The sequence below is a fragment of the Endozoicomonas sp. genome (genome assembly GCF_965196975.1).
Taxonomy (GTDB): Bacteria; Pseudomonadota; Gammaproteobacteria; order Pseudomonadales; family Endozoicomonadaceae; genus Endozoicomonas.
Map to the genome: position 1 here is coordinate 4,468,851 of NZ_OZ239981.1, position 12,594 is coordinate 4,481,444.

Genomic DNA, 12,594 nt, shown 5'->3' on the forward strand with positions numbered 1-12,594 from the left:
CTGTATTTTGGGTTAATAAATATGACTCTACACTGGAATCAGTCGCTTATTTGATACCTGAATCCCAAGTACAGAGAGGGGTAAGCATGAACAACTCCCACTTCACACTATCAACCCTTACTCAGCAAGCCAATCAACTGACCTCTGGTCAAAACCCATACTTTTCTGACTTCAGCCGTCTATTTGAAGGCTTTAACCAGCAGAAAGCGAATGAGCTATTCAACAGTATTCTTGAAGAAATTCTGCTGCAGAAAATGCATGATAAAAAGCCGGCTTACTCGGATCAGATTCATCTGATTGCCGCAGGCGACTTCAACCTGACACTGAATGTGATTGGTCAACGGGAAAACACTGATAACACACTGTGCGCCAGTGAGTTCGATATGATGGTCATCAATATGCTGCCTGAAACGGTCGCAGTGCCCCGCTATGAGACCACCATCAGGCCCTCATCGGTTTATAATCGTCCGGCACCGCTCAAAACGCTCCCTCTTCAGGAGCTAAAACCCTATACCCCAACAATTTTCCAAGCGTATAAAGATATCGCCGTTCTGGATGAAGCGGCATTACAGGCACCCTGTCTGATTATTTATTCCCGCCCATTGGCATCAGTGACCTGGGTGTTTGACCGGAACAGTCTTGAACCACTGATGCTTACAGACAATAGCCTGCAAAGATCACGAATCCTTCTGGCGGTTCGAATTCTTGGGGAGCTGGGGGAACAGCACCACATAGATACTCTGGATAGCCTGTCCAGGTCTGACTTTGACTACTTTGTTCGCTGGGAAGCAGCAGAAAGCGTTTACAAACTGGATGAGTGGCGAGGAACAAGATTACTGCAAGAGCACCTGGTACACGACAATAATCCTGAAATAGCAAAAGCCGCGAAACAGACACTGGCCATGCTGTCGGATGAGACCCATCAAGCCGAGGAATCAGTCCATGGCCTGTACAATTGAGCCATCCACAGAAAGTGCCATCTCTCTGGAAGAGTACATTGACTTCTGTGAGAGTCACCCCGAAATGAAAGAGCCGGATGCTGCCATTGAGCATGCAGGGAAGCTTGGTCAGTTGTGTCACAACCCATCATTTTTTACGGACTACCTTAATGATGGATTGAAAAGTCTGAACCAATTCCAGCAGAAGAATGATTTCAAGCCGCCAAACTTTGTTCTCTATTACGGATCCTACTTTGCTATTCGGGTCATTGTCTGGCTGCCAATGAGTGAACTGGCAGCAGATGAGCTGCTTTCCTACTTCGACGGGCATGACCATAATTTTGATCTGCTCACCTGCAGCTATTTTGGCAGCGGCTATCGAACTGTCATTTACCAATACGACCACAATCAGGTCACAGGCTACATTGGCGAGCATGTTGATCTGGCGTTTCAGGAGGATACTGACTTCCCTCATGGAAAGCTGATGTACTACTTCTCAAGCAAAGATGTTCATACCCAGTATCCTCCGGATGAGCTGTCCATCTCCGTCAACCTGATCATTCCACGACCGGGTGAGCCAAAGCTGCAGTTCTTTTTTGATATTGAAAAGCAAGTCATCACTGGCTACGTGAATGATCTCACCATGCGCAATCCTGTCTTTAAGACGGTGGAAGCGATTGGTAATGACAACAGTATCGATCTGCTACTGCGTATTGCCAGTCATCATCCCTGCTTTAGAACCCGGGGTCTTGCCTGGACCACTCTGTTTAATATGGAGGGTATTACCGACGATTTTTTCAATCTTGCCATGCAGGATTCTCACTCTTATGTGAAGCAGACCGTTCTGGATACCATCGGCAGTCATAAGACAGCCGAACCGAAGGGTGTCTACTGTCTATGACACCCAACCATTAGCAAGGGAGCATCAGCAATGAAATCTTCCGGCAGAAAGCTGAAAAAAGGCTTTGTGAAACTGGATCAGCAAGTCAGCCTTGCCAGTGCCTATAAGCGGGTTATCAAAACGACGGTAGCAGGCCGAGAGCTTGGCTTTGGCTGCAACCTGAAACGGTAGTCTATCCAAATCACCAAATGTTCTTCGAAGACAATGTAGCACCCATAAAAAAACAGGGTATTTCTGGAAATAAATACCCTGTTTTTCTGAATGTAAAAGCTCAACGCCAATAAGCGAAATGCCAGCAGATGAGTTGCTTTCCAACTTCGACGGTCATGACCATATTTTTGATCTGCTCACCTGTAGCTATTTTGGCAGCGGCTATCGAACCGATATTTAGCAATACGGCCATAATCAGACCACAGGTTAGATTGAAGAGCATGTCGAACTGACATTTCAGGAAGATACTGACTTCCCTCATGGAAAGCTGATGTACTATTTGGACTGTGCAAAGCAGTGACTATTGCTCATATTCTTTCAACCTGGGTTCTCAATGGAATTTGATTTTGGGCAAGTATAGGCCAGAAATAATGACTGAAAGTTCTACAAAACATTTACCGTTTTGCCCTCCCCCCGAATGCCCAAGCTTCCGAAAGCCTTACGGTTTTTCAGCATAAAGCCTCAGCCGGGTTCTCATATTGTTGATTGATCGTACTTTATTTCTGATTTTAAGGGCCTTTTCTACTGTTCTGGAAAACGAAGACAAGGGAACAAAACACCAAATTGATAGTCGAATTTGGAACAGTTTTTTCAAAGTCCGTGTATAAGGAGGTTTTTATGGATGTTTTGGCTCCCAATGTATCCTTAGGCTATTTGGGAAGTGTTTTACATTCCCTCTATGGGCCAGAGGCTCAGGAGGGAAATCGTAGCTTTTTCACCAAGTTGAAAGACGCATGTCATGCCCTTATTTTTGGGCGCACGCTCAATACCTGTGAAGCTCAAAAGTTTATTCAGCAGAATCAAGATACTCCCAGTCAGGCGAAGAGTCTCTATGAAAGAGTCATTACGGTGCGGATTGAGAGTGACCCAGGCTGGATTAAACTCCAGAGATACAATGATGCCATTCTTAACAGCGCTCAAGAGGTAGTATTATCTCGAGGGGATGTTGGATTAGGGTTTAATATTAGAGGTGGTACAGATCAACGTGTTCCATTACTTGATAGTCATGGATATCAGCATCCTGGTATTCATATTTCCAAAATTCGTGACGGTGGCGCGGCCCAAAATAGCAACTTGAGTGTAGGGGACTATATCCTTGCTGTGAATGGTCATGATTTCACGGCGGTGGAACACAACACTGCTGTTGAGCTGTTTAAGAGTGCGGGGGACGAAGTCACTATCAAGTACTGCACGCACCAAAGTGCCATTGACACCTTCCGGTATGTCTTCCCAGATGTGTTCATCGGTGAATGAAATGCTAGAGGTTATCAAAACGACGGTGGCAGGTTGAGAGCTTGGCTTTGGCTACAACCTGAAACGGTAGACTACCCAAATCATCATTCACTCATGTTCTTCGGAGACAATGTATCACTCATAAAAAAACAGGATATTTCGTAAGAAATATCCTGTTTTTTTAAACATAAACTTTTAGCGTCAAAAAGCGCCTTGGAGCTTAGTTTTTCTCTTTATCAACCAGCTTATTAGCTGTGATCCAGGGCATCATTTCACGTAGCTGGGCACCAACCTTCTCAATTGGGTGGGCCGCGTTGTTACGACGATAGGCGGTCATGGATGGATAATTCAGAGCACCTTCAGAGATAAACTTCTTGGCATACTCACCGTTCTGAATATCTTTAAGTGCATCACGCATCGCCTTGCGGGACTCATCGTTGATAACACGTGGACCGGTCACATACTCACCATACTCCGCATTATTGGAGATGGAGTAGTTCATGTTGGCAATACCGCCTTCGTACATGAGATCAACAATCAGCTTGAGTTCGTGGAGACACTCAAAGTAAGCCATTTCCGGTGCATAGCCAGCTTCAGTGAGGGTTTCGAAACCTGCCTTAACCAGTTCAACAGCACCACCACAAAGAACGGCCTGCTCACCAAAAAGGTCAGTTTCAGTCTCGTCTTTGAAGGTAGTTTCGATGATACCGGTACGACCACCACCCACACCAGAAGCGTAGGAAAGTGCCACGTCCTTGGCCTTGCCGGAAGCGTCCTGGAAAATAGCAATCAGGTCTGGGATGCCACCACCCTTAACAAATTCTGAACGTACAGTATGACCAGGAGCCTTTGGTGCAATCATGATGACATCAAGATCAGCACGAGGAACCACCTGGTTGTAGTGGATGGAGAAACCATGGGCGAAGGCCAGAGTTGCGCCCTGCTTCAGATTCGGTTCTACCACTTCTTTATAAAGCTGAGACTGGAACTCGTCAGGCGTCAGAATCATAACGACATCAGCCTGGGCAACAGCCTGAGGTACTTCTGCCACGAAGAGGCCAGCAGCTTCCGCCTTGGCCCAGGAAGAGGAGCCCTTACGCAGGCCGACAGTTACTTCAACACCAGAGTCTTTCAGGTTATTAGCATGGGCATGACCCTGAGAGCCATAGCCAATGATAGAGACTTTCTTGCCACGAATGATGGAGAGGTCACAGTCTTTATCGTAATAAACTTTCATCGAATAACTCCTGAAAGAAAACACCGGCCCGGCGATAGCTGGCTAGCTGATGAATTTAGGCTTTTTATTTACACAGCGGCTGCACGCAGGAGCCGCTCTCTCAACTTGGAGTACACCATACCCGATAGGTGGTTCTGCGTATAGTTGCATTTAGTGATATATTTGCAATCTTGAATTGCAAAAAATGAAATAACCTTTACTTATATATGGCTATAGACCTTCGCCCTCTAAAACAGTTCCTCGCGCTGGCTGAATCCCTGCACTTTAACCGGGCCAGCCTCATTTGCCATGTCAGCCCATCGACCCTTAGCCGAAGTATCAAGCAGCTGGAAGAGCAGCTGGGCGTGGCACTTTTCGAGAGGGACAACCGGAGTGTCTCATTAACCCCGGAAGGAAAACGATTCCAGGCCTATGCCCGTGAAGCGCTCTCTCAATGGGAAATTATTCATAATGAACTGATGGCAGGAGCCAGAGAGCTTCACGGCTCGCTAAGCATGTACTGCTCAGTCACCGCCAGTTATAGCTTCCTGTATGAAATCCTCAGCCAGTTTCGACCACGGTATCCGGGCATTGAAATAAAGCTGCATACCGGTGACCCTGAGCCAGCCATACAAAGAGTATTAACAGAACAGGAAGATCTGGCCATTGCAGCCAGGCCCGACAGCCTTCCCACAGGGCTGGCATTTCAGCAAATAGCGGTTTCACCTCTACTGTTTATTGCTCCAGTGAATTCTCAGCTACCGGAATATCTTTTTAAAAAGCAACTGTCCGTTGATGATTTTCAAGGCATTCCCATGATCCTTCAGGAGAAGGGAATTGCAAGACAGCGACTGGACTCCTGGTTTCAGGCTCATGGCCGAGCCCCAAAAATCTATGCCCAGGTTGCAGGTAATGAGGCCATTGTCAGCATGGTGAGCCTTGGTTTTGGTGTCGGTGTTGTCCCGGAGATTGTCCTGAATAACAGCCCACTGGCTGACAATGTTCAAGTGTTAAAAGTCAGCCCGGAGCTTAAGCCGTATAAAGTGGGGCTTTGTGTACTGGAAAAGAAACTAAGGAACCCACTGATTGCGGCATTATGGAATCAGCTGTCCGAGATACTCTAAACGTTTCCAATAGTAATGTCTGATACTTATGAGACACCGAGTGAATACATCACACCCGTTATCGGATATGACGTGGGAGTACTTGCTTTTTAAACACCCACCACTTAGTTTTATTGGCCTTGGATTCTGGCCTTTTTTGTCATAGATACCAAATATCTTCAGAATTTATTCTTGTGCGAAACAACCTTAAGCCATTTGTGCAGCACTAACTGAGAACACGTAATTGTCGCTGCATTTATATAATAAATAAAAAAGGGATGTAATTGTGCTTAAACTCAAGGGCAATGGATCTTTAAAGTCCACCTTTCAGTCTCTCCTGTTTTCCATCGGTTGCCTCTTCTCCACTGGTAGCTGGTCTGTCACAGGCAGTGATGTATCCCTGCTCGACTTAATGATCGATAGTTATGAACTGAAAATGATTACCTGGACAGATAAGCATGCCTACACGCAGGAGGGCTCAGGTATCGACATTCGCCCAAAAGAGTTACACATGCAACAAAGCCTGTTGCATCTTGATGAATATGACGGGCTACTAGAGAAGTCAATCACTAACCTTGGAAAGTCATTCCAGAACTATTCTGTAGACTGGCAGAAAAATAAAGTGCCCAGTGAGGGTGTCGCCAGAGAACTTGATCAAACCCAACAAGCATTTTCTGATTTCCTGATCAGCAATATGAGTGGCTCACCTATCGTTGACTTGCGCGCCCGTCAGATTAACTCATTACTCACCCTTTCATCGATCTATGTCTTTATGGCGACTGAGCCCAAAGCCAGTTTCCCCATAACCGAGGTATATAATATCAACGAGCTGGTTGAGTCTATCGATAGCACATTACTGACACATCCGGTTAAGGACGCTACGCTTCTGGCCAAATGGCGCTTTTTGAAGTCAGCTTTATTGAGGGGGGATTATGTCGCACCGCTTTTAGTAAAACGACACGCTCTCTCTATGGCCCTGATTTTGCAGCGGTCTTTGGATGAACTATAAAAAACGCCCCGTAGGGGCGTTTTTTGTTTGCTGCAGCGCTTACAGTGACAGCACTTTTTCCCCGCGGGAAATACCTGTCACTCCACTTCGAACCACTTCCAGAACCTGTGCCTGACCAATTGCCTCGATAAAGGCATCCAGTTTTTCACCGGTTCCCGTCAGCTGAATGGTATAAACAGAGCTGGTCACATCGACAATCTGACCACGAAAGATGTCCGCTGTCCGCTTCACCTCAGCACGCAGTGGCCCACTGGCACGTACCTTGATCAGCATCATCTCCCTCTCAATATGGGCACCTTCGGTCAGATCCACCAGCTTCACAACATCCACCAGCTTGTTCAGCTGTTTGGTGATCTGCTCAACGACCTGAGGATTACCAACGGTGGTCAGCGTCAGGCGGGACAGTGTATTGTCCTCCGTTGGCGCAACATTCAATGTTTCAATGTTGTAGTTACGCTGGGAGAAGAGTCCAACAATGCGCGACAGTGCACCGGGTTCGTTCTCAACCAGTACAGAGATAATCCGTTTCATCAGGTCCTCTCCGTTTTGCTGAGCCACATATCGGCCATATTGCCGTCCTTGATCTGCATGGGATAAACATGCTCACTGGTATCCACCTGAATATCCATAAAGACCAGTCGGTCTTTCAGAGAGAACGCTTCTTCCATAGCTGACGTCAGCTTGGCTGGATCCGTAATCCTCATGCCTACATGCCCATAAGATTCCGCCAGCTTGACAAAATCGGGCAGTGACTCCATGTAAGAATGGGAGTAACGGCTGTCATACTGCATATCCTGCCACTGTCGCACCATACCCAGAGCCTGATTATTCAGGTTGATGATTTTGACATTCAAATCGTACTGAAGGCAGGTCGAGAGCTCCTGAATATTCATCTGGATACTGCCTTCACCGGTGACACAGGCAACATGACTGTCCGGGAATGACAGCTTAATCCCCATGGCGGCAGGCAGGCCAAAGCCCATCGTTCCCAGGCCACCGGAGTTAATCCAGCGGTTAGGTTTATCAAATGGATAATACTGGGCAGCAAACATCTGGTGCTGACCCACATCAGAAGTGATGTAGGTGTCTTCGCCCTTAGTCACCTCATACAGAGTTTCAATGACCTGCTGAGGTTTCAGGATCAAACCATCACCCTTGTCGTAAGGGAAAAGTCCCCCCCGGCCTTCACGCCACTCATTGATCTGACGCCACCAGCTGTCGAGTGCATCCTGACCAATACGAGTGTCTGTCTCTTCCACCTGACGGATCATCGTATCCAGGACAGCGTCAACCGGGCCTACAATCGGCACATCGGCCTGAACGGTTTTGGAGATACTGGCTGGATCGATATCAATATGAATGATCTTTGCATCCGGGCAGAACTTTGACGTGTTATTGGTCACCCGGTCATCAAACCGAACACCCACTGCAAGAATCAGGTCAGCGTTGTGCATCGCCTGGTTTGCGCAGTAACTGCCATGCATACCGAGCATACCCACAAACTGACGGTCCGAACCTGGGTACGCCCCCAGCCCCATCAGAGTATTGGTGACTGGTACATTCAGCGTTTTTGCCAGCGCTGTCAGTTGTTCAGAGGCCTTACCCAGAACGTAACTATTCAGCACCCAGCAAAGGCGTATTGTTGTAATTTCGAACCGCTTTAAGAAGCGCCTGAAATATGTTCAACCCCTGCTTTTTAGCAGATGATAAATAGCTTCGGATTCGGGTAAACATGGTACCTCCGTCTTCGCTTCTGAAGCAGCCTGAGATCTTCTGCTTAAGTTTGGCCATCCTGGCATCACGTTCACTGCCATTGTTATCGAAGGGAATTGAAAAGTCCGACATGAAGCGCAACGTTTCAACCTTAAACTCAATAAGCCTTTTGAACAGGTTGTAGGCCTTGGTATTCCTGACCTTCTTACGTCCAAGCACCTGTCGTTGTTTTTCCATATAAGCGGTTTCCTTCGTGAGAGCCCTTTGAAGGATTTGGTCGTATATCGTCTCAATGCGAAGCTGTATTGCACCAGGCATTTGAGTCAGACCGGCTGCTTTGTATTTCTTGCAGAAGTGCCAGGAGAGCGTAAGCAATTTCATCAGCCGCAGAGCCAGCTTATTCGCATCCCTATCGACAACTCCCTGAAGCTCTCTCAGATGATGGGCATTACAAAGCACATGCACTGCCGCATAGGCAAAGTAGGACTTCCAATGATCGTGAACCAGAATGCCTGCAAAAGTCAGCAGGATGCCCATTGCATCCATTGCTTCACAACCTCGCCTTTCTGAGAGGTAGTAAAGCGTCCATTGGTCATCTCGCATAATGTGTAACCACCACAGTGAACCGTCAACCCGCATGCCAGTTTCATCCGCTCCTGCAACCGGACTTTCTTGTAAAGCATCGCGGATACTCTGCTCAGTAGAGGCCAGGTTCTCATGGGTATAGGCAACAAAATTGGCAACAGAGCCTGCGCTGACACTCATGCAATAAATAGTATTGAAATACTCAGACACCCGGTGATATGGGATGAAGTGATACTGGTTTAAATGAACAGCCATTGCCTGAGTCACTTCTCCGTATTGAGCAGCGGCTTTCACTCCTTGGGGAAACTCAGCGGTGTTCCGTTTACCACAAGGACATACTTTAACGTCTGCCCAGTACGCGGTAACTTCAAATTCTCCGGGTCTACCTGGATCAAAAACCTGTCGCTCAATGTATTTGGTGGGTTTAATATCGATAAGCGAAGACTGGCAACAGCAACATTTTTCAACCTTCAGATGCCTGACATAATCGGGTAAGGCGACACGTCTCAAACAAGAGCCTTGATGACCTTTCTGGCCACCTGGTTTATTGCCTGAAGATGGTCTAAGGCTTTTGGGGTTCGGTGTTTCCTGTGAGGAGCAGGGGGCTTCTTTGGAAGATGTATCACCTTTATCACTCCCTTTTTTACTGGGCTTTTGATAACCATCTGACGATGGTGGCTTACTACTGTTTTGACTGTTTTTATTAACCCTTTCTTCCAGTTCGCTGCAACGTTCCCGTAAAAGCGCATTCTCGGTCCGAAGCTCTTCATTCTCTTTAAGGAGAGCTTCGGTAAACGGAGTAGCTGGGAAGTCTGGTTCCATACTGGAGATTTGTTAGAAAAATTGAGTATAAGATGATGGTCGAAAAATCAGAAAATTCCAGATTTATATGAAGGGTGCTGAATAGTTACCCCAGAACAACACCGCCACCCGCATAAATAATCGGTTTTTTAGCCTCTGCCAACAGTTCAACCGCTTTGCGAATCTGGCCATTGTGACCTTTAACCGGTGGGTTATAGGAACGCAGCCGTACTTTTTCCGGATAGTGGTATTCGTACTTTTTGCTCAGGTCGGTAATATCCTTGGGGATATCAACCACAACAGGCCCTGGGCGACCAGTCTGCGCCAGATGGAAGGCCTTTTTGATAACTTCCGGAATATCTTCAGCCCGCTTGACCAGGAAGCTGTGTTTAACAATGGGCCTGGAAATACCCACCATATCCACTTCCTGGAACATATCGCTGCCAATGAAGGCAGACGGTACCTGGCCAGAGATCACCACCATAGGGATGGAGTCCATGTAGGCAGTTGCAATACCGGTAATGGTATTGGTTGCCCCCGGACCAGAGGTTACCAGAGCCACACCCGGCTTACCGGTTGCTCTTGCGTAACCGTCCGCCATATGGGTTGCAGCCTGTTCATGACGTACCAGGATATGTGTAATGGCCTTCTGCCGGAAAATAGCGTCATAGACGTGCAGAAGAGCACCACCCGGGTACCCGTATATATACTCGACTCCCTCATCAGCCAGTGATCGGACCACCATGTCCGCGCCGGATAATAGCTCCACTTGCTAACCCTCGGCTTTGCTCATTATTTGGAATGAATTTTTATATCGCCCCGAATTACTGAAAACAGGGCGCATTAGAAATTGGCGAACTCGAAAGTATTCTCTTAACTAAAAGCCTTAGCTAACAGCCTTCACCAACAAGTGCAGCTCCGGGCTGCCTGAGACTCACAATTCTGGCTTGCAGAACTGCTACATTCCTGTGCGGGTAGGAGCAGTGCACCAACAAATCATCTCAGCGCAAGATCGAGAAGTCGGTACACTAAGGAACACTCTCATCTGAGCCGCAGATAAACGGCATCAAATTGTCGCATAATTCCCAACGCAGCTTCTTGGGCAGCTTCAGGAGATGCCATTTTTGACTTTCAGCAGCCATCAGTCAATACAAATACGGGTTTTGCTTCGGTGAATACGAATTTTTTTCACAGAAAGACGATAATTAACTAATGACACTAAAAAGATCAGGGATCGGTAACGTGAAGCGACTACTGTTTTTATTTGCCCTACTTCTGCCAATAGCTGGGGCAGCTGAGCCTATCTATAAATGGAAAGACGACCAGGGAGTTGTGCACTTTTCCACAACACCACCAAAAAAGCAGGAAAATACTGAGGCTATAGCAAAACCTGAGCTTCAAAAACTCTCAAACGACGTCAGCCAAATGTCAGAAGATGAAGAGAATAATGAGACCGCTGTCAAAAAACAGGCAGTAGACGCTGATGAAAAATCTCTACCAAAGACAAAAGACGAACTTGCCTACTGCAACACGTTGCAAGGAAATATGAGCATGCTAAAAAGCAGCCCACGGGTTCGCATCAAAAATAAAGACGGAGAGTATGAAATTCTTGACGATGCAGCCCGCCAAAAGGAAATCACCCGTATTAACAAACTTCTGAATGATTTCTGTAAAAACTAGCTTCCACGATATAAAGACAGGGAGCAAATACCTTCCTGTCTGCAACATGCTTTTGTTCAAAATTTCAGCAATTCAGACTATACCTGCCAACATTCAACTTCCGTATGATTTTTGTTTGCTTCTGAAAAAGGAGCAATAGCCTCCTCACAAACCCTTCATATTGGGTATGTAAGCTGAAACAGAATGATAAAGCAGGGAAACAATAATAATGAAAAAGCTTATCTTCAGAATTGCCAGCCTTGTGGTTGCAGGAAGTCTCAGTGTTTCTGCCAATGCGTTAAATGTATTGATTACGAATGATGATGGCTATCATTCAGCCAACCTACGTGCGCTTTATAACGCACTGAAAACTCAAGGTCATGACGTTGTTGTTTCTGCTCCAGCGGGGGAGCAAAGCGGTAAAGCGGCATCGTTTAACTACTTCAGCCCGACCCCCATTGGTCAGGACCCCAACGACACTGACATTCATTATGTGGAAGGTACGCCAATGATGGCCCTTCTTTACGGTCTGGATGTTCTGGCACCAAAACGCTGGGGACGCAACCCGGACCTTGTTCTGTCAGGCATTAACTCTGGCCACAACGTCGGACTGATTAACCCAACATCTGGTACGGTGGGAGCAACGGTCACGGCTGTTCGTCGTGGAGTACCCGCCATTGCCCTCAGCGGTACCCATGGTAGCGATCGCGACGGTACCTCTTCCTCACTGGCGGAACTGGTAATTCCAATTATTGAGGCTCTGGAAAGCAAGAACCCAGTGCTACCTGAAGGGTATGGTCTGAATATCAACCTGCCAAGTCTGCGGAAGTTTTCAATCGAGAGCGTAACCTACGAGCTGACAACCGCCAGCGATTATTCAGCCAATGTGCCTGTTTTCGTCACCGATATGTCGCCTTACTCCGTACCGGAATATGGAATCAACCTGCCCGCCGAACCCGGCATTGTATTTACCTCTTATGAGCGAAGCAGTGCTCCGAAAGATAACAATGCTCATGCGGAAGGCAAAAAGGTTGAAGAAGGCGCTGTCGCTATCAGCTTGCTGGATGCCCGCTATGGAGCAACAACTTATGACTTCTCTGCAGAAAAGGCACAGATGACTGTTCGATCAAATCTATCAGGCCTGCTAAGTAACTACCGAACCAGCTGGCCCAAATAATCGCAACCTTCCTGAAGAAAAGAGCATGTTGACCTGTCATAACGGGTCA

Annotated in this window: 12 protein-coding genes and 3 pseudogenes; 9 read left to right on the top strand and 6 right to left on the bottom strand. The window is 47.1% G+C overall.

Features of this window, described 5'->3' with window-relative positions; genetic code table 11:
• The first annotated feature begins 86 nt into the window (after positions 1–86).
• Genes ACOCLE_RS20045 through ACOCLE_RS20055 form a run of 3 tightly spaced genes read left to right on the top strand, consistent with a single transcriptional unit; the run spans position 87 to position 2,010 of the window.
• Positions 87–959, top strand: a complete 873-nt coding sequence (locus ACOCLE_RS20045) for a HEAT repeat domain-containing protein (RefSeq protein WP_419533964.1) — start codon at positions 87–89, stop codon at positions 957–959.
• Positions 943–1,839 (top strand): hypothetical protein, encoded by an 897-nt coding sequence (locus tag ACOCLE_RS20050; protein WP_419533965.1) that lies wholly within the window; start codon positions 943–945, stop codon positions 1,837–1,839. Before ACOCLE_RS20045 ends, ACOCLE_RS20050 begins: the two co-directional genes overlap by 17 nt.
• Positions 1,840–1,869: 30 nt before the next feature.
• Positions 1,870–2,010, top strand: a complete 141-nt coding sequence (locus ACOCLE_RS20055; RefSeq protein ID WP_020582615.1) for a hypothetical protein — start codon at positions 1,870–1,872, stop codon at positions 2,008–2,010.
• 100 nt (positions 2,011–2,110) lie between these two features.
• Here the strand turns inward: ACOCLE_RS20055 and ACOCLE_RS20060 are convergent, their stop codons facing one another.
• A complete protein-coding gene (locus ACOCLE_RS20060) occupies positions 2,111–2,311 on the bottom strand; it encodes a hypothetical protein (RefSeq protein WP_419533966.1) in 201 nt (66 codons plus the stop codon).
• Positions 2,312–2,667: 356 nt separating this feature from the next.
• Between ACOCLE_RS20060 and ACOCLE_RS20065 the strand changes: the two genes are divergently transcribed.
• Entirely contained in the window at positions 2,668–3,303 is a 636-nt protein-coding gene (locus tag ACOCLE_RS20065; RefSeq protein ID WP_419533967.1) for a PDZ domain-containing protein, read from the top strand.
• 199 nt (positions 3,304–3,502) lie between these two features.
• Here the strand turns inward: ACOCLE_RS20065 and ilvC are convergent, their stop codons facing one another.
• Positions 3,503–4,519 (bottom strand): ketol-acid reductoisomerase, encoded by a 1,017-nt coding sequence (ilvC, locus tag ACOCLE_RS20070; RefSeq protein ID WP_066014658.1) that lies wholly within the window; start codon positions 4,517–4,519, stop codon positions 3,503–3,505.
• A gap of 212 nt (positions 4,520–4,731) precedes the next feature.
• Between ilvC and ilvY the strand changes: the two genes are divergently transcribed.
• Positions 4,732–5,622 (top strand): HTH-type transcriptional activator IlvY, encoded by an 891-nt coding sequence (ilvY, locus tag ACOCLE_RS20075; RefSeq protein WP_419537237.1) that lies wholly within the window; start codon positions 4,732–4,734, stop codon positions 5,620–5,622.
• A gap of 265 nt (positions 5,623–5,887) precedes the next feature.
• Positions 5,888–6,610, top strand: a complete 723-nt coding sequence (locus tag ACOCLE_RS20080) for a hypothetical protein (RefSeq protein ID WP_419533968.1) — start codon at positions 5,888–5,890, stop codon at positions 6,608–6,610.
• Between the two features lie 39 nt (positions 6,611–6,649).
• On the opposite strand, the gene ilvN is transcribed toward ACOCLE_RS20080, so the two are convergent.
• The 4 genes and pseudogenes from ilvN to ACOCLE_RS20100 all read right to left on the bottom strand — a co-directional run.
• Entirely contained in the window at positions 6,650–7,141 is a 492-nt protein-coding gene (ilvN, locus tag ACOCLE_RS20085) for an acetolactate synthase small subunit (protein WP_066014655.1), read from the bottom strand.
• Positions 7,141–8,220: pseudogene (locus ACOCLE_RS20090) on the bottom strand (thiamine pyrophosphate-dependent enzyme); the annotation flags it as partial. The pseudogene ACOCLE_RS20090 and the gene ilvN, both read right to left, overlap by 1 nt.
• Before the next feature lie 4 nt (positions 8,221–8,224).
• Positions 8,225–9,730, bottom strand: a complete 1,506-nt coding sequence (gene tnpC, locus ACOCLE_RS20095; protein ID WP_419532963.1) for an IS66 family transposase — start codon at positions 9,728–9,730, stop codon at positions 8,225–8,227.
• Between the two features lie 88 nt (positions 9,731–9,818).
• A pseudogene (locus ACOCLE_RS20100) lies at positions 9,819–10,478 on the bottom strand (thiamine pyrophosphate-binding protein); the annotation flags it as partial.
• Between the two features lie 443 nt (positions 10,479–10,921).
• On the opposite strand from ACOCLE_RS20100, the pseudogene ACOCLE_RS20105 reads away from it, so the two are divergent.
• The 3 genes and pseudogenes from ACOCLE_RS20105 to surE all read left to right on the top strand — a co-directional run.
• Positions 10,922–11,041 (top strand): annotated as a pseudogene (locus ACOCLE_RS20105) (DUF4124 domain-containing protein); the annotation flags it as partial.
• Entirely contained in the window at positions 11,042–11,389 is a 348-nt protein-coding gene (locus ACOCLE_RS20110) for a hypothetical protein (RefSeq protein ID WP_419537282.1), read from the top strand.
• 208 nt (positions 11,390–11,597) lie between these two features.
• Entirely contained in the window at positions 11,598–12,545 is a 948-nt protein-coding gene (surE, locus tag ACOCLE_RS20115; RefSeq protein ID WP_419533969.1) for a 5'/3'-nucleotidase SurE, read from the top strand.
• The last annotated feature ends 49 nt before the right edge of the window (positions 12,546–12,594 follow it).

Coding starts and splice junctions, on each gene's coding strand:
- ACOCLE_RS20045 (WP_419533964.1), top strand. CDS start 87: ATGAACAACTCCCACTTCACACTATCAACCCTTACTCAGCAAGCCAAT.
- ACOCLE_RS20050 (WP_419533965.1), top strand. CDS start 943: ATGGCCTGTACAATTGAGCCATCCACAGAAAGTGCCATCTCTCTGGAA.
- ACOCLE_RS20055 (WP_020582615.1), top strand. CDS start 1,870: ATGAAATCTTCCGGCAGAAAGCTGAAAAAAGGCTTTGTGAAACTGGAT.
- ACOCLE_RS20060 (WP_419533966.1), bottom strand. CDS start 2,311: ATGAGGGAAGTCAGTATCTTCCTGAAATGTCAGTTCGACATGCTCTTC.
- ACOCLE_RS20065 (WP_419533967.1), top strand. CDS start 2,668: ATGGATGTTTTGGCTCCCAATGTATCCTTAGGCTATTTGGGAAGTGTT.
- ilvC (WP_066014658.1), bottom strand. CDS start 4,519: ATGAAAGTTTATTACGATAAAGACTGTGACCTCTCCATCATTCGTGGC.
- ilvN (WP_066014655.1), bottom strand. CDS start 7,141: ATGAAACGGATTATCTCTGTACTGGTTGAGAACGAACCCGGTGCACTG.
- tnpC (WP_419532963.1), bottom strand. CDS start 9,730: ATGGAACCAGACTTCCCAGCTACTCCGTTTACCGAAGCTCTCCTTAAA.
- surE (WP_419533969.1), top strand. CDS start 11,598: ATGAAAAAGCTTATCTTCAGAATTGCCAGCCTTGTGGTTGCAGGAAGT.